18 protein-coding genes and 1 pseudogene are annotated in these 19,585 nt (G+C 59.1%); 11 read left to right on the top strand and 8 right to left on the bottom strand.

The annotated features are described in order from the left end of the window. Positions 1-13 precede the first annotated feature (13 nt). Positions 14-1,060, top strand: a complete 1,047-nt coding sequence (locus C5L13_RS27165) for a GlxA family transcriptional regulator (protein ID WP_105386400.1) — start codon at positions 14-16, stop codon at positions 1,058-1,060. A 456-nt stretch (positions 1,061-1,516) separates the two neighbouring features. Here C5L13_RS27165 and gcvA read toward each other — a convergent pair whose 3' ends face one another. Next, positions 1,517-2,458 carry a transcriptional regulator GcvA gene (gene gcvA, locus C5L13_RS27175; RefSeq protein WP_105386402.1) on the bottom strand — a complete coding sequence of 314 codons (942 nt, stop codon included), beginning with the start codon at positions 2,456-2,458 and terminating at the stop codon, positions 1,517-1,519. A gap of 162 nt (positions 2,459-2,620) precedes the next feature. Between gcvA and speB the strand changes: the two genes are divergently transcribed. The 10 genes from speB to C5L13_RS27225 all read left to right on the top strand — a co-directional run bounded on the left by speB (position 2,621) and on the right by C5L13_RS27225 (position 11,312). Continuing rightward, positions 2,621-3,679: an agmatinase gene (gene speB / locus C5L13_RS27180; RefSeq protein WP_105386403.1), complete on the top strand. Its 1,059-nt coding sequence runs from the start codon at positions 2,621-2,623 to the stop codon at positions 3,677-3,679. A 74-nt stretch (positions 3,680-3,753) separates the two neighbouring features. Further along, the gene (locus tag C5L13_RS27185) at positions 3,754-4,842 is read left to right on the top strand and encodes an ABC transporter substrate-binding protein (RefSeq protein WP_105386404.1); all 1,089 of its coding nucleotides are present in this window, start codon (positions 3,754-3,756) and stop codon (positions 4,840-4,842) included. Positions 4,843-4,972: 130 nt separating this feature from the next. Then, positions 4,973-6,010: an ABC transporter ATP-binding protein gene (locus C5L13_RS27190; RefSeq protein ID WP_105386405.1), complete on the top strand. Its 1,038-nt coding sequence runs from the start codon at positions 4,973-4,975 to the stop codon at positions 6,008-6,010. Beyond that, positions 6,007-6,861 (top strand): ABC transporter permease, encoded by an 855-nt coding sequence (locus tag C5L13_RS27195; RefSeq protein ID WP_105386406.1) that lies wholly within the window; start codon positions 6,007-6,009, stop codon positions 6,859-6,861. Before C5L13_RS27190 ends, C5L13_RS27195 begins: the two co-directional genes overlap by 4 nt. After that, positions 6,858-7,652, top strand: a complete 795-nt coding sequence (locus C5L13_RS27200) for an ABC transporter permease (protein ID WP_105386407.1) — start codon at positions 6,858-6,860, stop codon at positions 7,650-7,652. Before C5L13_RS27195 ends, C5L13_RS27200 begins: the two co-directional genes overlap by 4 nt. Further along, complete coding sequence (locus C5L13_RS27205) at positions 7,649-8,416, top strand: carbon-nitrogen hydrolase family protein (RefSeq protein ID WP_105386408.1); 768 nt, start codon at positions 7,649-7,651, stop codon at positions 8,414-8,416. The genes C5L13_RS27200 and C5L13_RS27205 overlap by 4 nt, the downstream gene beginning before the upstream one ends. A gap of 572 nt (positions 8,417-8,988) precedes the next feature. After that, positions 8,989-9,363, top strand: a complete 375-nt coding sequence (locus C5L13_RS27210) for a GFA family protein (RefSeq protein WP_105386409.1) — start codon at positions 8,989-8,991, stop codon at positions 9,361-9,363. A gap of 40 nt (positions 9,364-9,403) precedes the next feature. After that, entirely contained in the window at positions 9,404-9,829 is a 426-nt protein-coding gene (locus tag C5L13_RS27215; RefSeq protein WP_245571503.1) for a metal-dependent phosphohydrolase, read from the top strand. 75 nt (positions 9,830-9,904) lie between these two features. Further along, the gene (locus tag C5L13_RS27220) at positions 9,905-10,684 is read left to right on the top strand and encodes an SDR family oxidoreductase (RefSeq protein WP_105386410.1); all 780 of its coding nucleotides are present in this window, start codon (positions 9,905-9,907) and stop codon (positions 10,682-10,684) included. 70 nt (positions 10,685-10,754) lie between these two features. Beyond that, positions 10,755-11,312, top strand: a complete 558-nt coding sequence (locus C5L13_RS27225; RefSeq protein WP_105386411.1) for an isochorismatase family protein — start codon at positions 10,755-10,757, stop codon at positions 11,310-11,312. On the opposite strand, the pseudogene C5L13_RS27230 reads toward C5L13_RS27225, so the two are convergent. The 7 genes and pseudogenes from C5L13_RS27230 to C5L13_RS27265 form a co-directional block, all read right to left on the bottom strand. Further along, a pseudogene (locus C5L13_RS27230) lies at positions 11,293-12,892 on the bottom strand (ABC-F family ATP-binding cassette domain-containing protein). The gene C5L13_RS27225 and the pseudogene C5L13_RS27230 sit on opposite strands and share 20 nt — an antisense overlap. A gap of 187 nt (positions 12,893-13,079) precedes the next feature. After that, on the bottom strand, positions 13,080-13,940 hold the full coding sequence (locus C5L13_RS27235) for a hypothetical protein (protein ID WP_105386412.1): 861 nt from the start codon (positions 13,938-13,940) through the stop codon (positions 13,080-13,082). Positions 13,941-15,524: 1,584 nt separating this feature from the next. Next, entirely contained in the window at positions 15,525-16,760 is a 1,236-nt protein-coding gene (pepT, locus tag C5L13_RS27245; protein ID WP_105386414.1) for a peptidase T, read from the bottom strand. 192 nt (positions 16,761-16,952) lie between these two features. After that, positions 16,953-17,354 (bottom strand): response regulator, encoded by a 402-nt coding sequence (locus C5L13_RS27250; protein ID WP_105386415.1) that lies wholly within the window; start codon positions 17,352-17,354, stop codon positions 16,953-16,955. A gap of 10 nt (positions 17,355-17,364) precedes the next feature. After that, positions 17,365-18,990 carry a sensor histidine kinase gene (locus C5L13_RS27255; RefSeq protein ID WP_158693545.1) on the bottom strand — a complete coding sequence of 542 codons (1,626 nt, stop codon included), beginning with the start codon at positions 18,988-18,990 and terminating at the stop codon, positions 17,365-17,367. Between the two features lie 181 nt (positions 18,991-19,171). Beyond that, positions 19,172-19,384, bottom strand: coding sequence for a hypothetical protein (locus C5L13_RS27260; RefSeq protein ID WP_105386417.1), 213 nt, complete (start codon positions 19,382-19,384; stop codon positions 19,172-19,174). An 11-nt stretch (positions 19,385-19,395) separates the two neighbouring features. Continuing rightward, complete coding sequence (locus C5L13_RS27265) at positions 19,396-19,581, bottom strand: hypothetical protein (RefSeq protein WP_105386418.1); 186 nt, start codon at positions 19,579-19,581, stop codon at positions 19,396-19,398. Positions 19,582-19,585: the final 4 nt, after the last annotated feature.

A 19,585-nucleotide genomic window follows, 5' to 3' on the forward strand; every position in this document is an offset into this window, starting at 1 on the left:
ATGGGAGACGAACATGTCGCGCGAGGCGACCGGGGCGGAGATCAGGCCGATACATGTGAGCCTTGTGGCCATTCCCGACGCGGTGGTCTCGACACTCAGCGGCGTATTCGACGTCATGAATGCCTTCTCTGTCTTCCCGCCGCCGGGGGCTTCGAAATTGCAGCCCTTCGAAGTTGAGATCGTCGGATTGGAGGCGGGTCCCCTGCCGCTTGCAAGTCGAGTGCCGATGACCGTGCATCGAAGCATTGCGGAAGTCGAAACCACCGAGATCATCATCGTTCCCTCCATTTTACTCGCAACAGATGGCTGGGAGAAAGGCCGGTATCCGGAGCTTGTCGCCTGGATAGGCAGCATGCACGACAAAGGCGCCCTACTCTGCTCGGCATGTTCCGGCATCTTCCTGCTGGCGGAAACAGGCCTGTTCGACGGCGCTGACGCGACCGTGCATTTCGGCTACGCGGATGCCTTTACGAGAACCTTTCCGAGGGTTCGCATCCATCCAGAACGAGTGCTGGTGGTATCGGGCAGCCGCGAAGACCTCATTACGTCCGGCGCCTCGATGACATGGCACGATCTCGTTCTCTATCTGATCGCTCGCCACGCCGGAGCTGCAGCGGCGCAGGCTATTGCCCGCAGTTTCGCGCTTCAATGGCATCAGGACGGGCTCGCCCCCTACATCGTGTTCGAAGGGCGCAGAGACCATGGCGATACCGCCGTCAGATCGGCCCAGGACTGGATCGCTTCGCATTTCTCCATTGCAAACCCGCTCGAGGAGATGATCCTCCATTCGGGGCTGACCGAGCGCACCTTCAAACGGCGCTTCACCAGCGCCACCGGCGTCAGCCCGATTGGCTATGTTCAACGGCTGCGCATCGAGGAGGCCAAGCGCAGGCTTGAGCGTACGGATCTGTCGGTCGACGAGATCAGCTGGCAGGTCGGATATGAGGAACCGGCCTTCTTCCGCCGTCTTTTTAGACGCGTCACCGGCCTTGCCCCTGGAGCATACCGGAAGCGTTTTCGCATCCCCGATTATGCGCGTTCAGGCCAAGGCTCCCATTAAGCAACCATCTGCGATTGAAAGTTTCGGGAACAAATTCCGCTCCGGGGCATTGAAAGCCAGGCAGAAGGAGGAAGCATCATGACCTATGATCCCAATGACAGATTGAATGAGCCCCGTACTACGCCTGGGGTGAACAACAATATGGAAGTCCGCCGCAGCTCCTCGTGGGTGCCGTGGGTAGCCGTGCTTGCCGTCATTCTTGTCGGCGCCTTCGTTTGGTCGCAGATGGGCAGTTCGCCTACTGATCCCCAAACCACCTCTTCAACGACGCCGCCGGCCGCCGACACCACGTCTCCGGCCCCGGCTCCTGTAACCCCGGCCGCTCCGCCGGCAGCAGATCCCGCTCCAGCAACACCGCCTGCCGGTGGCACTGGTGGGACCGGTACGCAGCCGTAAACCTTCCGTTCACTCGTGAACGAATTGAAGTCGCCCGCCTTTGTCGCGGGCGATTTCTTTTTACGCCCTGCGCCCACGCAGGAGCGTGCGGGCCGAAGTCTGCGGCTCCGCAAGCCTGTCCGCTTCGAGCGATGCGAATATCCAGTCGATGAAGACACGCACGATCGGTGTGGAGCGCACCGCAGGACGGCAGGCGACATAGAAGGAATCGTTTGCGGCCACGCTCAAGTCGAAGGGAACGACGAGTTCGCCGCGAGCAATCAGATTGCTGGCAGTGATCGTGTCGCCAAGCGCAATGCCCTGCCCATGCAGAGCAGCTTCCGTCGAGAAGCGGGCATCGCCCATGAAATGCTGCCGCCGGCGGGGCAATTCGATTGCGTCTGCCGCCGAAAGCCAGGTATTCCACTCACGCCCGTCACCGTCGCCATGCAGCAAGACGTGGTCCTCGAGGTCCCGCATCGAACGCAGGGGCCGGCTGTTCAGGAGCGTCGGGCTCGCGACCGGAAAAAGCTGCAGATTGCTCCAGAGCCGTGTCCAGGCATCCGGCCAATTGCCGTCGCCATAAAGGATGCACACGTCCACGTCAGGCGAATGGAGCTGCGTCGGATCATTGGAGGCGGAGATCTTCAGCCGGACGCCCGGATATTGATCGGTGAAGGTGTTGAGCCGCGGCACGATCCAGAAAGACAAAAGCGCCGGGACACAGGTGATCGACAATTCGCCGCTTGTCGCCGGACGTTTCATCTGCGCGGTGGCGGCGGCAATCTCGCCGAAGGCCTGAGTGACGGCAGGCAGCAGCAGCGCACCTTCGGACGTCAGTTTCAGCCGCTTCCCGCCGCGCTCGAACAAGGAAACACTCAACGATTCCTCCAACGCCTTAATCTGATGGCTGACGGCGCCATGAGTGACGTTCAATTCGCGCGCCGCAGCCGAAACCGATCCGCAGCGAGCGGTTGCTTCGAATGCGCGCAACGGGTTGAGGGGCGGCAGCCGGCCGTTCATTCTGATCCTTATTGTGAATTTTTCTCACACCAACAGCTAGAACAATCTCAATTGCTTTTCCAGCCTCTCCTGATTGATAATGATGAAAACGAGGGCGACAGCCCCTTGGGAACAAAAATTAGGCTGCGACTTCGAAGCAGCAGATAAACAGGCGAGGTTTGCATGGCTTTCGACGGCAACAGGCTCGAGGAATTGCGGGCCAAATATCTCAATAGTCTCGGCGGCGAGATTTTCGACCCGAAATTCAGGAAGATTGGTGAGAAGATCTTCGACAAGGCGGGAACGCGCGTCGCCCCCTATGCGGGAATACCAACTCTGCTCGACGCGCCCTACCTGCCGCTCGATGCAAAGAACCCGGATTTCGGCGATCTTCAGGTGGCGATGATCGGCATGCCGATGGACCTCGGCGTTACCAACCGGCCGGGATCGCGCTTTGGGCCGCGGGCACTCCGCGCCATCGAACGGGTCGGCCCCTATAACCATGTCCTGGAATGCGCACCGACGCATGAGCTGAAGGTCGCGGATATCGGCGACGTACCTTTCCGCAGCCGCTACCGCCTGGAAATGAGCCACGACGACATCGAAAAGCGCGTCAACCAGATCGTCGATGCCGGAGTGCTGCCGCTGTCGGTCGGAGGCGATCACTCAATCACCCATCCAATCTTGAAGGCGGTGGGCAAGAAGGCTCCGGTCGGACTCATCCATATCGACGCCCATTGCGACACGAGCGGCTTCTTCGACGAGACGAAATTCCATCACGGGGGTCCGTTCCGTAATGCCGTCCTCGATGGCGTCCTCGACCCGACGCGCACGATCCAGATCGGCATCCGCGGAGCTGCCGAATATCTGTGGGAGTTCTCCTACGAGTCCGGCATGACCGTGATCCACGCGGAAGAGGTGACCGGCCTAGGCATTTCTGCGATCGTCGAGAAAGCCAAGGCGATCGTGGGTGACGGTCCAACCTATGTGTCCTTCGATATCGACAGCCTCGACCCGAGTTTCGCGCCCGGTACCGGCACACCGGAAATCGGCGGCCTCACCACCCGCGAGGCGCTCGAACTGATCCGGGGCCTGAAAGGCATCAACATCGTCGGCGGCGATGTCGTCGAGGTCGCACCGCAGTATGACGCCACCCACAATACGGCGCATGCCGGTGCGCAGATGCTGTTTGAAATCCTGAGCCTGATGGTGTTCAGCCCTTCCGTAAAGGGGCGAAGCTGATTTAAAGTTCGATACAAGAGTGGGAACAAGCCGGTCCAGGCCAAGAACCGTCCGGCAAACAAAGGAGAGACATCATGTCCGATATCTTCAATAACAAGATCGGCCGCCGCGCAGTGCTCGCCGGAGGCATTGCCGGCGCTTCCATGCTGGCCATGCCGGCCGTGCTGCGCGCCCAGGACAAGAGCCTGAAGGTCGGCGTATACGGCGGCTACTTCAAGGACTCCTTCGACAAGAACATTTTTGCCGACTTCACCAAGACCACGGGCATCGCGGTCGAATCGGTCGCGGAGCCGACCGGCGAGGCTTGGCTGGTGCAGCTCGAACAGGCCGCCAAAGCCGGTGCCGCACCTGCCGACGTATCGATGATGTCGCAGGTCTCGATGCTGAAGGGTCAGTCCACCAACCTGTGGACGCCGCTGGACCTGGCTAAAATTCCAAACGCGAAAAACCTGATCGATCGCTTTGTCAACAAGTACCCCGATGGCAAGATCGCAGGCATTGGCGCGGTTTCCTGGTACATCACGCTGGTCTCGAACACCGACGTAGTCAAGGAAGCGCCAACCTCCTGGGCCGCGATGTGGGAAAAGGACAAGGAAGACAAACTCGGCCTGCTCGCCCTGGTGTCCAACTCCTTCCTTCTCGAAGTGACCGCCAAGACCTTCATGGGCGGCACCAATGCGCTCGACACCGAGGAAGGCATCGTCAAGGCGCTTGAGAAGCTTGCCGAGCTGAAGCCGAATGTCCGTCTGTGGTATCGCGACGAGGCACAGTTCGAACAAGCGCTGAAGTCAGGCGAAATCCCGATGGGACAGTATTACCACGACGTCACCGGCCTCGCCGCTGCCGATGGCAATCCGGTTCGATCCACCTTCCCCAAGGAAGGCGGCATCCAGGATTCCGGCTGCTGGGCACTGTCACGCGCATCGAAGAAGACGGAAGAAGCCCATACCTTCATCAACTACATGTGCCAGCCGGCAATCCAGGCGACCTTGTCGCGCAAGGTCGGCACCGCGCCGACCATCAAGCGCGACCTGCTCGATTTGACTGCGGAAGAATTCGCCGCCGTATCTTCCGATATCGAGCCAATCATCCCGCGCTATGATCTGTATCAGACCAAGTCCGACTTCCTGAACCAGAAGTGGACCGAGATGATCGCGGGCTGACGGTAGCCATTTGTCCTTGTGACGAGGGTTACGCTGAGATCCGGGAGCGGCTAACATCGGCCGCACCCGTTTAATCCCTCCCCATCAGGGGAGGGTCCCATCACTCGCCGAGCCGATTGACGAGAGCAAAATGTCCGGATTGATCCTTGAGCATGTGACGAAGCAATTCGGCACCTTCACCGCAGTCAACGACGTGAACCTCTCGGTGGCGGACGGCAGCTTCGTCTGCCTGCTCGGGCCCTCAGGCTGCGGCAAGACCACGCTGATGCGGATGATTGCCGGTCTCGATTTGCCGACCGGCGGCTCAATCAGGCTGAGCGGGGCCGACATCACCCAGGTGCCGACCCATAAGCGCGATCTCGGCATGGTCTTCCAGTCATTGGCGCTCTTCCCGCATCTGACGGTCGGCGAAAACATCGCCTATTCGCTGCGCATTCGGGGGGCGGACAAGGACGCACAGAAAAAGCGTGTCGACGAGCTCTTGGCGATGATTCATCTGCCAGGTTTTGCCGACCGCTCGGTCAGCAAGCTCTCTGGTGGCCAGCGCCAACGCGTTGCAATCGCCCGGGCACTTGCGATCTCTCCCAAACTTTTCCTGCTCGACGAGCCGCTTTCGGCACTCGACGCCAAGCTTCGCGAGGCGATGCAGGTGGAACTGCGTCAGCTGCAACAGCGGCTCGGCATTACCACTATCGTCGTCACCCACGACCAGCGCGAAGCGATGACCATGGCCGACACGGTTGTGGTGATGAACGGCGGCGAAATCCGCCAGGCGGCAGCACCCGTCGATATCTACCGTCGCCCAGCCGACAGTTTTGTTGCGGACTTCATCGGCCAGACCAATCTCCTGCCGTTCGAAACCGACAGCGCGGGCCGCGCCGCCGTGCTCGGGACCTCCATCGAAGGTTTTGCCCCGTTTGCGGGACCGGCAAAGGGCATGCTCTCGGTGCGCCCCGAAGACGTCCAGCTGGTTCCTGCCGGCAATGGCTCGATCCCCGCCCAAGTGACCTTCGTGCGTGACCTCGGAGGCACGATCGAGACATTCGTGGAGGCGGGCGGCCAACAGGTGATTGCGGTTTCTTCGCCACGAAACCGGCCCGAGGTTCATGTCGGCCAGACGGTCGGGATCAAGCTCGATCCCGCGACAAGCGTGGTGCTCTCCAAATGAGACGCGAACCGCCGCAGCGCCTTGGCGATTATGGGCCGCTTTTCTTCCCGGCGGGCATGCTGACCCTGTTTTTCGTGGTGCCTTTTGCCACGATGATCGCCGTTTCATTCTTCCAGCGCGAACAGGGCGGCTTTTATACGCCCGCTTTCGTGCTCGACAACTATGCAAGGTTCCTGAGCCTCTTCTTCGGCAAGGTGCTCGGTTTTTCCCTGTTTCTCGCCGTAGCGGTTGCCATTGCCTGCGTGGCCGTCGGCGTCCCCTTCACCTATCTGCTGGCGCGCTCGGCCCGCAAGACGCAGATCGCCTGGCTGGTCGCGCTGCTCTCCATCCTATCGCTTTCCGAGGTGATGATCGGTTTCGCCTGGTCGACGCTTTTTTCGCGTACAGCCGGCATCACCAATCTCTTCGTCTGGCTGGGATTGATGAGCCAGGCCCAGGCACTGACCCCGAGTTTCGGGGCAGTGATGACCGCCATGACCTATCAGGCGTTTCCCTATACGGTCCTCGTCCTTTATCCAGCACTGGTCCGGCTTGATCCGACCCTAGCGGAAGCTGCCCGTACGCTCGGCGCTTCGCCAGTCAAGGCCTTCTTTACCGTCGTCGTACCGGCGTTGCGCAACACCATCCTCGCAACCCTGATCATGGTCTTCATCTTTGCGCTAGGCTCCTATCTGCTGCCCCAACTCTTGGGCCGGCCGCAACACTGGACGCTCTCGGTTCTCATCACCGACCAGGCGATCTATCAGTCGAATATGCCTTTTGCTGCTGCAATGGCCGTCTTCCTGGTGTTGGTATCGCTCGCGCTGGTGGGTCTTGCGGTTTATGCCGGACGGCAGAAGGAGGCAAAATGACCGTGCTGCGCCGCCTGTTGTTTTTTGTCGTCGGTCTGTTTCTGGCCTTGCCCCTGATCGTCGTAGCCGGTGTTTCGATCAATCAGCGGCAAACGCTTGCCTTCCCGCCACAGGGATTTTCGCTCGCCTGGTACGGCCAGATCTTCACCAACCCGGAATGGCGCAACGCCCTGGTCGCCTCGCTGGCGCTGGCCGCCACATCAGCCTTGCTTGCGCTGCTGATCGCGCTGCCGCTCGCCTGGTTCCTGTGGCGTCGCCTGGCGCCCTGGGCCAATATCTTCCAGCTTCTCGGCGTGGCTCCCTTCACGCTGCCACCGGTCATCACGGCGCTTGGGCTCCTCACCTTCTGGGCAACGACCGGTCTTTACGGTCAGGCCTGGACGGCGGCAATCAGTCACGGGATCTTCTTCGTCACTCTGCCGCTGGTGACCTTGTCGCTCGGCTTTTCAGCGATCGACCGGTCACTGGTCGAGGCCGCAGCGACGATGGGGGCCGACGACCGGACGATTTTCCGGACCGTCGTGCTGCCGCTCATCCTGCCCTATATCGTCTCCGGTTACGCCTTTGCCTTCGTGCTGTCGCTCAATGAGTATATCGTCGCCTACATGACCGTCGGCTTCACTATGGAAACGCTGCCCATCAAGATTTTCAACGCGCTGCGCTATGGGTATACACCGACCATGGCCTCCGTCACGGTGCTGTTCCTCGTCATCGCGGCAGTTGTCTTCGGTCTGGTGGCTCGCTTGGGCGACCTACCAAAACTGCTTGGTGCGCTCTCGGAGGACAAATGAAAATCGCCGGCTTTCAGATGCGGCCGGTCGTCGGCGACATGGAGGCCAACCTCGCCAAGATCGAGGTGGCGGCGAGGAATGCCGCCGTCGAAGGCGCCAGACTCCTGATCACGCCGGAACTGGCGCTGACCGGCTATGGCGCGGCTGAGAAATTTCCAGGCCTCGCCACGCCTGCCCACGGACCGGTGACCGACAAACTGTCTGAAATCGCGGCGAAGCACCGGATCGCTATCGTTGCCGGCTTCGCCGAAAAGGCATTCGAGAACACCTTCAACAGTGCCTTCTTCACCGACGGCAAGGGACAGACAGCCGTCTACCGCAAGTGCAACCTCTATGGTCCCTATGAACGGAAATGGTTCCGGCAGGAGGACCGCCGCCAGGTTCTCGTGACGCTAGACGACATGCGGCTCGGTTTTCTCATCTGCTATGATGTCGAGTTTCCCGAAAATGTTCGCGCGCTGGCGAAGGCCGGCGCCGATCTCGTCGCTGTGCCGACGGCGCTGCCGGTGGGCTTCTCAGGGACCTTTATCGCAGAGCATATGATCCGGGTGCGCGCCTTCGAGAACCAGGTTTTCGTCGCCTACATCAATCATTGCGGCTCCGATGAGCTTTTTTCCTACGCCGGCCGATCCTGTATCGCGTCGCCTGATGGCAAGTTGTTAGCGCAAGCGCCTGACGCTGGCGAGGTGTTGACCCTTGGCGACATAGATCCTCTGGCCTATGCGCTCTCTCGGGCGGAAAACACCTATCTTGCCGATCTGTGACTACGACAAGAGCAAGGATCCTATTTTTCGTTCATAGCCTAGCTGGAACGGTTTACTTTTTCGCCAGTTAGTTACTCGTCAACCATGGGGGGTACGGGCTAACGGAGGAAGTATCAATGCTCAAGATTATTTCAATCTCGCTGCTGTCACTTGGACTAGCAACCGGCGCTGTTGCCCAAAGCCGCGATGCCGGAAGTACCGGAGAACAGCCTGGTGACCCTCTGAATAAGGCCAATCCCGGCGCCGTGCATGCCCCTCAGGCTACCGACGACACGACTACCCATAGTGTCCGGACCAACTGTGCTCCGAACATGCAGACGAATAAGACATCTCCCGATCCTGACAAGACAGCTACTACTAGTGTCACGGCAGGTGAGGCTGGCCCGAACACCGCCGGCCAATCATCAAACTGCTGATATAGCCGCCGTGCGGTTGGCCGGTTCCGACCGGCCAACGCCTGTCATTCGCGCAACAAGCTACACTCCCGAGAGCCCTATAGGCCTCAACCCAGCTCTTTTCTTTGTCAGCCCCTGCCCTAACTGCTCTTCCCGTTCAGACCAGGAGACGAGACAATGATCATTCGATCTGGCGGTTGTCTGTGCGGAAAAGTCACTTACAGCGTGCGGGATGCTCCTCTTCGCATCGGCCTTTGTCACTGCGTCGACTGCCGCAAGGAAAGCGGCTCAAGCTTCGTCACCTTCGGTATCTGGCCGCGAAACGCCTTTGAAAGCTCGGGCGAGGTCAGATTTTTCCGTGGCCGGGGTTTTTGTCCGGACTGCGGTTCTCGCGTCTTCAACGAAAGCGAAGGAGACGAGGTGGAAATTCGGGTGGGATCGCTCGACATGGCGCCATCCGATCTCGAACCTACCTATGAAATTTGGGTGAAACGTCGGGAAAACTGGCTGCGCGCACTCCCGATCGACCAGCATGAGCAAGACCGAGGCTGAAACTAGGCGCACCGCCATACTCCATCAAAAAGGATTTCCCATGCTGCAGACGGATTTGCTTGAAAGAGCGATCGCGATCGCCATGGACGCACATCACGGGCAGTCGTCGAAGACCGGCGGCCCATTCATCGACCATGTGCGACGGGTGGCGGACCAGGTTTCCGGAAGTGACGAAAAGCTTGTCGCCTGGCTGCACGATGTCGTGGAAAAAGGACCCGGCTGGTCATTTGATCGCCTTCGTGGCGAAGGCTTTCCCGAACAGGTCGTCGGAGCAGTGGATGCGTTGAGCAAGCGCGACGGCGAGGACTATTTCCAATTCGTCCGGCGCTCCATCTCCAACCCGCTTGCGAGATCCGTCAAGCGGGCGGATCTGACTGACAATCTCGCCCAGGCAAACCAAATGGGGGGAGACATATCCAAATTTGTCGAGGGCCTGTGTATCCTCGATGAACAATATCCCCACTGAGCGGCGGAACCTTGAGCCCCCTCTCCCGTTCGTTTCCGCGCAGCACACGCTAGCATCGACCGACAGGATGGGCTCATGGAATTTTTATCTAAAGTGGCTCTGGTGACAGGCGCTGGGTCGGGCATTGGCAAGGCTGCCGCGGTCAAGCTTGCAGCGGAAGGGGCTAAAGTCGGCGTTCTCGGGCGCACGCGAGACGAAATCGACAAGACAGTCGACGAGATTGTCAGAGCCGGCGGCGAGGCCGTCAGCCTGGAAGCGGACGTCTCGGACGAAAGTCAGATGCGGGAAGCTGTGGACAGGCTCGCCACGACCTTTGGGCGCATCGACATCGTCGTGGTAAACGCCGGCATCAACGGAGTCTGGGCGCCGATCGACGACTTGAAACCGCAAGAATTTGACAAGACGATCGCTGTCAACCTGCGGGGCACCTATCTGACTTTCCACACCGTGGTGCCTCATCTGAAAAAACAGGGTGGCTCGGTCATTGTCGTTTCGTCGATCAACGGCAATCGCACATTCAACACCCCGGGAGCGACAGCCTATGTGGCAACAAAGGCGGCGCAGGTCGCCGTGGTGCAGCAACTTGCACTCGAGCTCGGCAAGCATAAAATTCGGGTCAACGCGGTTTGCCCAGGCGCGATCGATACAAACATCAACGAGAATACGACCGTGCGCAGCGAGAACGACACAGCTGTACCGGTGAAATTCCCAAAAGGCGATATCCCGATAACTGGCGGCAAGGCCGGCGAAAGCAACGACGTCGCAGATGTCATCCTGTTCCTGGCCTCCGACCGCTCACGGCACGTCACCGGCACGCCTGTGTTTGTCGATGGTGGGCAAGGCCTGCTGAGATAGATATCGCACTTGAATCCTGCGTTTGGAGCGAACTAGTATCTTCAAAGATGAGGCTGCGGAGATTTTGTCCATGTCAACTACACCGAATTCCGGATCTGCTCCGATCATCATCATCGATCTCCAGACCGGCATGTTCGACGGCGTCGCCGATCCGCCTCTGCATGGGGCGGAACGGCTGGTCGAGCGCGTCACAACCATCATGGATTGGGCTCGTCGGAACCGCCGGAGGATCGCTTTTATCCGCCATGACGGTCCGTCCGGCGATCCGCTGGCGCCGGGGGAGCCTGGCTGGGCCGTCTGGCCGGCACTCGGACAGGCCGACGATGAGCCGACCTTTTCAAAAAGCGTTGGCGATGCCTTCAGCAATCCGGATCTCGGGCGATGGATCGAGGAACAGGGCGCACCCGAAGTGGTACTGCTCGGAGCGCAGACGGATTTTTGCGTTGCTGCAACAGTAAAAGGCGCTCTGTCGAATGACCTGAAGGTCACCGTCATTTCTGATGCGCATAGCACGCTTGATCAGCCTGACGAGCCTGCGGCAGCAATCATCAACCGCTACAACGCGCAGTTTGCGGAGGCCGGCGTCAATCTGGTGACCACCGATCGCTTCATCCAAGGGGTGGCGTGACAGCGAGTTCCAGCCGGCGGGTGACACCGATCCCATCCAAAAAAGTCTCGTCATGGCTAACCACCAGAAGCGCCCCATCGTAGAGACGCAGTCCGGCTTCCACCGCGGCGATCGAGTCGATGTCGAGGTGGTTGGTCGGCTCATCGAGGATGAGCAGCGATGGCGGCTCCGGTCCGCCGAGTACGCAGGCAAGGCCCGCGCGCAGCATCTGCCCGCCCGACAAGGAACCGACAACCTGCAGGGCTGCATCGGCGCGAAACATGAACCGCGCCAGTGCCGCCCGGCAAGTGTTCTCATCCGCGTTTGGATTGAGCCGCTTGAAATTGTCGCGGATCGACAATCTCGGATCGAGGCGGCTCACCTGCTGATCGAGCATGACCGCCTTCACAGTTACTCTGATCGTGCCAGCGAACGGCTGCAAGCGCCCAACGATGAGCGACAGCATTGTTGTTTTCCCAGATCCGTTCGGACCTGTCACAGCGACGCGCTCCGGCCCGGGTGATTTCAAAAGAAAGGTCGCTCAGGACCGGAGCGTCGGGCGCATAACCTGCCGTGACGCTGTCCATCCTGAGCACGGTCCTGTTCGCCGGCAGCCCGGTCGGCGGCAGCCTGACTGAAAGCGGTTGCAGGATCTCGATCTTTTCCCGCGCGATGGAAATGTCTTGGTTCGCCTGAGCCCGCCGGCGCTCGGCCAGCCGAGCATTCTCGCCGCTGGTATTTTCCGCCTTCCGTTTAAGCCCACCGGCAACGATGCGTGGCATATCGCCCCTTGCCGCCCTCTTTTTGCCAACGCTATCACGTCGCGCCTTGCGTTCGACCGTTTCCTGGACCGTGTGGCTGACCTCGGTGATCCGCTTTTCGGCATCCGCCAGATCGTGTTCGGCAGCCGCCAGTTCGTACGCCTTACACTCACGGTAATGGGTCCAGTTGCCTCCGTAACGAGCAGCCGCCAGCGTCGTCAGCTCAACAATCGTGTCAGCGGTGTCGAGCAATTCACGGTCGTGGCTGACGATGACCGCCCCACCGCGCCACTGGCCGAGAAAATCGATCACAGCGCGCCTGCCGTCGCGGTCGAGATTGTTGGTAGGCTCATCGAGGATGAGGAAATCCGGTTCGGCGAAGATCAGCGCCGCAAGCCCCGCTCGGGTGCGCTGGCCGCCGGAGAGGTTCGAGAGCAGCGTCTGGGCATTTGCTTCCAATCCTGCGCGGGCCAGGGCCTCCGCCATACGCGCTTCCAGCATCCAGTCGGCCTGGGCGAGTTCGTCCATGGTCGCTTCACCCCGTTCGGCGCGGGTGAGCAGGTCGAGGGAGGCACGCGTGCCGAACAGATCGGCGATCGTCGCTTGTGATCCGACCTGTACGCACTGGCGCAATAGGCCGAACGTGCCGGAAACGGAGACCCTGCCTGATGTGGGCAACAGTTCGCCGGTGATGAGCTTCAGAAGCGTCGTTTTGCCGACACCGTTGCGGCCGACAAGCCCAACCCGTTCAGGCCCGAAGCGGAGGTTCAGCGCTGAGAAAAGTGGACGGCCGTCAGGCGTGGACCACGAAAGATCGGAAAGAGTGATGGAGGCAGGCATGGACAGATTCCCGGATTGCAAGGCGAAGCGGCGCTGCGATCGGGTTGGAATCCATGGTCGACCATCCTGTTGGTGTTGCGGATGGTTGAAGGCTAAGGCGGAAATGCGGCTGGTTCAAGGTAGATGAGGGCAAGAGCGACCCTGAGTGGCAAGTCCCTTGCCGTACGAGTGACCGGCAACGCAGGCGTCAACCGGCTATCGTAGGTGCGGCCATCAGAGCCGAAAAATAAAACTCTGAAGCTGGCAAGGTAATATCGCGAAGATGAGTATATCTGTCATCGATCATGGCTGCGATACTTCCCTTCAAAAGGGCCAGATACTCATCGTCGCTTAGTGCAGCCACTTCCTCCTCGGTCATGCCTTTGGGGGTGTGCTTGCGATCAACGGGATGCCGGGGCACAGAATCCTTCGCAGCATCTGTCGCGTTTTCAAAGCGATCGGCCTCCAACATCAGCGAAAGCAATCGCTTGTTTGGGGACATGATTGGGTCATCGACCACACCCTCGCTGGTCGCGTTGTCCGGATCGGGCTTTTGAACAACAGGCGCACCATCAGGGCCGAAGACCGTAACGTCGAAAGCCAGTTCGGCAAAGAATTTAAGGATCCGGTCGAGCCGGTCCTGGGCCAACGCCATTCCTTCGAGGCTGGCTGCTTCGTCCTCGAATCCGATCGAGGAGTAGTCGAAGCCATCGGCAAGTTCAGTTACGCCGCTCTCATAGATCCGTGCCAGTACGACATCCCCGATTTTGAGTTCAAACTTCAACTTGCTGGGGTGATTGCTGATAGCAGAATCTGCAACTTGCTGCGGACTGGGTGCCGGCAGACCAATGACATCATCAAGATGGGGGATGTTTGCGAACTTCCCGAAAGCATCATAGATAAACTCGCCCACCTCACCGCTTCCCGGGTCGTCGATCAACGCCGCTGGTAGAGGTGGATACTCCAATATCCGCGCCTTCGTGCCCGCTGCTTGCGTTTCCGCATCTCGCAGAAGCTTAAGGGCGAATGTGTTAGTCACACCAAGCATCGAATTGCCAACAGTCGTCATATTGCTACCTCCTCGCATCCAGCCCGCGGACGTGAACCCGCCTACAAGCAGCCACCACCGATCGTCTGCGTGAGGTGCAATTTAAGGTTACAAAGAATACCTTGCATCTAGCTGGAGGATTGCGAAAGGAGCCGGGCAATTACCGCCTCTGCAAGGGCACGGCGACCCATCCCCGCCGCCAGCTTTTTCCGCCGGACGCCAGAAATCCGGCAGCGGCAAGGGCGAAATGGTCGTCGGAAGGGGTGAGCCCAGGGACGAAAGTCGTACATCGGGCGGTTCGGCGTTCAGACCGAAGTCCCATGCCGGAACCCGCTCCGAGGTTGTGATGTTTAGGTCGCAAGTACGCGAAGCCCAACACCAGCGCCACGTTGCATTGGCTTCGCCCAAGGTGGCGCAACAAAACCCTCGGGAACCCGTCGCCTCATGGCGGCGGGTTTATTTATTCTGGCTCCCCGTTAGCCACCGATCTCAGATATCGCGCCCTCTATCGAGTAATGGAATGCTTACGGGGTTGCTTTAGAAATGAAAGCAGCCCTTCCGACGAGCCATAACGAAGAATGGCAAGGCCGATGGCCTGACCCATCAGCCCGTCGCTTCAGCGGCCCGCTGGCACATTAACCTGGACATCTCCGACAAGCGGCTCGTCATTAGCGTCATCATTGAGTGCAGAAATGCTCAGCACGCAGGCGACAAGCCCTGCGACAAGTAGCAACCCATAAGGCATCGGTGTTTCTCCTGTGCCCCCGGGGATCGAGTACACGCTTGAAAACTTAACGGTTCGGTAATGGAAATGGTTAACGAGCTGGCAAAGAACCATTTTTGCACACATGCACACGTGGCTCGCGTGTCGGTTTTTTTACATGCCAGTCGTTATTGGGCGGCATTTGGTGAGGAGGTCGCCACGTGGCGACCTCCTGTTTCAATCCGTTAATTCGAAGGAGCCGGCGTAGCTGGTGCTGGAGTTGCTGGCGGGTTGGTCCCCGTGGTAGCCGGAGGTGTGGCCGGAGCGGTAGCTGTGCCGGCGGGCTCTTCGGATCCTGGCATGAACATCATCACGGCTATGATGATGACTATGACTGCGACGATACCGATTATGACGTTTCTGCTCATGAATGCTCCTCCGTAAGCCTGCATTGGCTCCCGGTGAGGTAGTTCGGGCGGTGAATTTGTCCACCCGCGGCCCGATAGCAGCGTTTTTCATTCTTGCCGTCGTCGGGGTCTCGCCTTCCCATCCGCCAGCACGAATAAGGTCTCTCGGCCGCGCGCGATAGGAGCAAAGATCAAGCGGCTGCCGGGCGCGTCTCGGGACTTGATGTCACCGCACCGATGATCGCTTCCTCTCTCGGGAAGCGACCTGAACGTTGTTTGCCGCCCAGGCTTGGCGCTGGAAGGCAGCCCCAAATAGAATGAGGACCGAAACGATATTCGCCTCGGTCCTCATTGGCCCCCGCCATGTGTTGCGTCCTTTATCGCCGGAAAGGGAGTGAGCGGCAATTCCGAGTTTTCACCCGCGCCAAACGATACGTAGAATCCCTAATGCCGCTCTCGCTCACGCCACATAGTCTATAGCTGATACCAGAAACCCTACGCCCGCTCCTCCCAGAGCTTGGCAAGCTCCACGATCGTCTTCACCGCCTTTTCCATGTCCTGGCTGCTGACGAATTCGAGCGGCGAATGGAAAGCATGGCCCCCGGCGAAGATGTTCGGGCAGGGAAGGCCCATGAACGAGAGCCGCGAACCGTCCGTGCCGCCGCGAATGCTCCCGCGCACCGGCTCCATGCCGGCCCTTCGGATCGCTTCCACCGCAAACTCGACGATCTCAGGATGCTTGTCGAGCACCACCTTCATGTTGCGGTATTGCTCCTTGACCGTGAAGGTGTAGCTGGAGCCCGGGTAACCAGCGAGCACCTCACCGGCGATCTTTTCGAGCAACGCTTCCTTGGTCTTGAGGCCTTCCTCGGTAAAATCCCGGATGATGAAGCTCAAATTCGCCTTTTCCATCACGCCGGAAATGCCTGTCGGATGGATGAAGCCATCGCGGCCTTTAGTCGTCTCCGGCGCCATGTCTTTCGGGAGGCCGTCGATGATCGCCCCGGCAATGCGGATGGCGTTCTCCATCTTGCCATAGGCAAAGCCCGGGTGGATTGCGACGCCCTTGATGTCGATCTCGACGGCATCGGCGGAAAAGGTCTCGTCCTCGATCGTGCCGGCTGTCTCGCCGTCGAGCGTATAGGCGAAATCGGCGCCGAGCTTCTTCAAGTCCACCTTGTCGACGCCGCGGCCGATCTCCTCGTCGGTGGTGAAGAGGATACGGATTGCGCCGTGCTTGATGTCGGGATTGTCGATCAGGAATTCGGCCGCCGATATGATCTCGGCAATGCCGGCTTTGTCGTCGGCTCCCAAAAGAGTTGTACCGTCGGACGTGACGATGTCATGGCCGATCAGGTCCTTCAGCACCGGGTGTTCGGCAACCTTGATGAACTGGGTCTTGTCGCCGACAAGCTGGATATTTCCGCCTTGATAGTTCTTGATGACCTGCGGCTTAACGCCCGTACCGGAAAAGTCCGGTGCGGTGTCCATATGGGCGGTGAAGCAGACGACCGGCACGTTGTTCTTCGTGGTCGTCGCGGGGATTGTCCCGTAGACGTAACCGTGCTCATCGAGATGGGCATCACTCACCCCGATCGCCAGCAGTTCCTCGACGAGCAACCGGCCGAGATCCTTCTGCTTCATTGTGGAAGGCTGAGTCGGGGACTTGGCATCCGACTGGGTATCGATGACGACGTAACGGAGAAAACGATCGGTAACGCTATCGGCCATAACTGGAAATCCAAATGAACAAACGGGATGACGAGTTTTAGCGGGCGGAATCGATCGCGTGAATGGGGTATCGCGGGGTTTTTCGCGCGACTTCGCGCATGCGTTGGCCTGACCTTGGTTATGAGGTCTCCAAGACCGCAGCGGGCGCCCAACGGTGATTTTACCGTAGTCGCCTGTGGATAGAATCATCGTCTAGAAGCCTCGGCCGGCCTTTCGGTTATTCTCGATGCGGGTAAGGCAACCAGTCACCTTTGCCATCAGCAGATCAAAATCGATCGGCTTGGTCAGATAAGCTTCCGCGCCCGCTCTCAGTCCCGAGAGAACATTTTCCCGATCCGTCAAAGCCGTCAGCATTATGAACGGCGTGTCGGCCAAATCTGGATAATTGACCTGGATCTCGGCCAGTAGTTCGTGACCGCTCATGACTGGCATGGAAATGTCGCAGATGACGAGATCCGGCCATTTGGAAACCAGAAGGTCCAGCCCTTCCTGACCATTGGCGGCCTGAAGGGTCGAGAAACCGGCATCCTCCATCTCCTCGACCAGGAGTTGACGGATATCGTGCTCATCATCAATGCATAAAATCGTCGTCATAGTTCCGTTCCTAAGCTGTCTTTGCCTCAAGGACTTCGTCGAAGGGAAGATCCAAGGTAAACGTCGTGCCGCGGCCGAGTTCACTCTCGACAAGAATAGATCCGCCGTGCAACTCGATGATTTCCTTTACGATATTGAGGCCTATCCCTGTGCCGGCGATACCGGTGGCGCTACGTGCCCGGAAATAGGGCTCGAAAAGCTTCGGCACGTCATCCGAATCTATTCCGATACCGGAATCTCTTATGGTGATGAGAACGCGCGGTCCCTGTTGCCAGCCTTTTACATCGATTTCCGGAGAGTTGGGCGAGTATTTGACTGCGTTCGAAAGCAAATTCGTGAAAACGCGGCCAAGCGCCGTCCCATCCACCATCTGGAAGGCGGGCAAGTCCGCCAGATCAGCGCGAATGTTGTGTTCCTTGCTGATTTCCATCCGATGCGCGATACACTCCTCTATCACCGCGGAAAGAGAGCAGGGCCTTTTATCGATTTCGATCGTGCCGGTGGCTATGCGGCCGGCGGCCAGGATACTCTCCATCAGCTCCACCATCCGGACGACCGCGCCTTTGATCTGTACGCACTTGTCCGAAAGGAACTGCGGCGTCACCTCGCCTTTCGTACGCGTAAGCCGCTGCGCTGCCCCATCGATAACGGCAAGCGGCGTGCGGAATTCATGAGAGATCATCGCCACGAAGCGGCGTTGGAGGGCGTTGATCGCTCTCTCCTGCTGCAGAAGGCGGTCGAGTTCGACGTTCTTCAACTGGACTTCGACAGTCCTTTCCTCGACGGTTTTTTCCAGGCGGTCGCGGTGCTGGCGCAGTCTCTGCTCGCTGGATTGCAGGGCTTTCAGGGTGAGTTGACGATCATGAACGTCTTCCAACAGACCGTACCACCTGATCACCTCACCCGCCTCGCTCAGCCGGGGGGCGGCGCGATTGCGGAACCACCGATACCGACCTTTTACCGGCCCGATGCGATAGACCATGTCGAAGGGAGCGGCGTTTTTAACCGCTGCGTGCCATTGCTCGATAACCTGAGGAAGATCCTGCGGGTGGATCGTTTTTTCCCAACCGCGCCCAAGAGCTTCGTGCAAATCAAGCCCCGACGCGTGTTGCCAGCTCGGGCCAACCTCGATCACATCCCCTGTGGCATCAGCCACCCAGGGTGTCTGCGGATGGAGCTCCACAAAGGATCGGTAATGTTCTTCGCTCGCACGTAAGACCTGTTCGGCGCGGCGCAGTTTGGTGATATCGGAAATAACCGCGATCAACACGGGCTTCGTCGTGCCACCAATGGGAAGGAGTGCCCGACGTTTATGTGTTACCAATATTCGAGTTGCGCCGCCTCGACTGGTTACTTCCTCTTCGAGCAGGCTTTCTTGGCCTGTCGCCATCACCTCAGAGTCTATGGCCCTGATTGGGTCGGCGTCTGACTTTTGCAGAAATTCGTGCCCTGTGCGCCCCAGGAGATGCTCCGGGCTCATGCCGATCAGGTCGCAGGCTTTTTTATTGAGATACAAGAAGCGCGATTGGTCATCTTTGATAAGAATCGGCTGATGGGCTCCTTCGAACAGAGCCTGCAAGATATCCATATCTTGAAGTTGCTCGTCAGTCTCTCTCAGATGGGAACTGCCCGCCAACCAAGCCTCCATGGTAAGTCACCATAATTCTAGTGGCGCTAAATTAGCGTGTCTGGCTTACCGAATACTGAAAGCGGCTCCTATTGTTTTACAGGCTAGCGGAAACAACACACGGGATGTGGCGAAACACCCTCCCCGCCGCCGCGCGGAGGGCCATCCTTTCAAATCTCTGTGCCACGTGTCAATTCGCCGGTCGCGTTCCACCACCCTTCTTTTCGGCATCGTGAGTATGGTGGCTGTCTCGTTCGCCGCCGCCGCCCGACAGACGGCTTTTGGCACGACGGTCATCGTCGGCCGGTGGCTTTTTGACCTCTAACGGTGCCTTGGCATTCTCGTGGGAGGCGCCGGGGCCGCCCTGACGGATGCTGGCAGGGGTCTTGTCGGAAGTGGACATCACAAACCTCCTTATCGATCCTGCTGATAGCCTTGGTGCGTAGTATTGACCTTGGTGTTGCCCTGCTGTCCCTGCTTGTCGGAATTCACAGTGCCGGGATTGGTTGTGCGCTCGTCACCCGTTCCCGAAGTCGCGGGTTGGCCAGTGCCTTTCGGGCTACGGTTGTCTTCTGGGATGGGTGGGAGTCTGCTGTTCATCGGA

The organism is Neorhizobium alkalisoli (genome assembly GCF_002968635.1).
In the GTDB taxonomy this organism is placed as follows: domain Bacteria; phylum Pseudomonadota; class Alphaproteobacteria; order Rhizobiales; family Rhizobiaceae; genus Neorhizobium; species Neorhizobium alkalisoli.

Coding starts and splice junctions, on each gene's coding strand:
- C5L13_RS27165 (WP_105386400.1), top strand. CDS start 14: ATGTCGCGCGAGGCGACCGGGGCGGAGATCAGGCCGATACATGTGAGC.
- gcvA (WP_105386402.1), bottom strand. CDS start 2,458: ATGAACGGCCGGCTGCCGCCCCTCAACCCGTTGCGCGCATTCGAAGCA.
- speB (WP_105386403.1), top strand. CDS start 2,621: ATGGCTTTCGACGGCAACAGGCTCGAGGAATTGCGGGCCAAATATCTC.
- C5L13_RS27185 (WP_105386404.1), top strand. CDS start 3,754: ATGTCCGATATCTTCAATAACAAGATCGGCCGCCGCGCAGTGCTCGCC.
- C5L13_RS27190 (WP_105386405.1), top strand. CDS start 4,973: ATGTCCGGATTGATCCTTGAGCATGTGACGAAGCAATTCGGCACCTTC.
- C5L13_RS27195 (WP_105386406.1), top strand. CDS start 6,007: ATGAGACGCGAACCGCCGCAGCGCCTTGGCGATTATGGGCCGCTTTTC.
- C5L13_RS27200 (WP_105386407.1), top strand. CDS start 6,858: ATGACCGTGCTGCGCCGCCTGTTGTTTTTTGTCGTCGGTCTGTTTCTG.
- C5L13_RS27205 (WP_105386408.1), top strand. CDS start 7,649: ATGAAAATCGCCGGCTTTCAGATGCGGCCGGTCGTCGGCGACATGGAG.
- C5L13_RS27210 (WP_105386409.1), top strand. CDS start 8,989: ATGATCATTCGATCTGGCGGTTGTCTGTGCGGAAAAGTCACTTACAGC.
- C5L13_RS27215 (WP_245571503.1), top strand. CDS start 9,404: ATGCTGCAGACGGATTTGCTTGAAAGAGCGATCGCGATCGCCATGGAC.
- C5L13_RS27220 (WP_105386410.1), top strand. CDS start 9,905: ATGGAATTTTTATCTAAAGTGGCTCTGGTGACAGGCGCTGGGTCGGGC.
- C5L13_RS27225 (WP_105386411.1), top strand. CDS start 10,755: ATGTCAACTACACCGAATTCCGGATCTGCTCCGATCATCATCATCGAT.
- C5L13_RS27235 (WP_105386412.1), bottom strand. CDS start 13,940: ATGACGACTGTTGGCAATTCGATGCTTGGTGTGACTAACACATTCGCC.
- pepT (WP_105386414.1), bottom strand. CDS start 16,760: ATGGCCGATAGCGTTACCGATCGTTTTCTCCGTTACGTCGTCATCGAT.
- C5L13_RS27250 (WP_105386415.1), bottom strand. CDS start 17,354: ATGACGACGATTTTATGCATTGATGATGAGCACGATATCCGTCAACTC.
- C5L13_RS27260 (WP_105386417.1), bottom strand. CDS start 19,384: ATGTCCACTTCCGACAAGACCCCTGCCAGCATCCGTCAGGGCGGCCCC.
- C5L13_RS27265 (WP_105386418.1), bottom strand. CDS start 19,581: ATGAACAGCAGACTCCCACCCATCCCAGAAGACAACCGTAGCCCGAAA.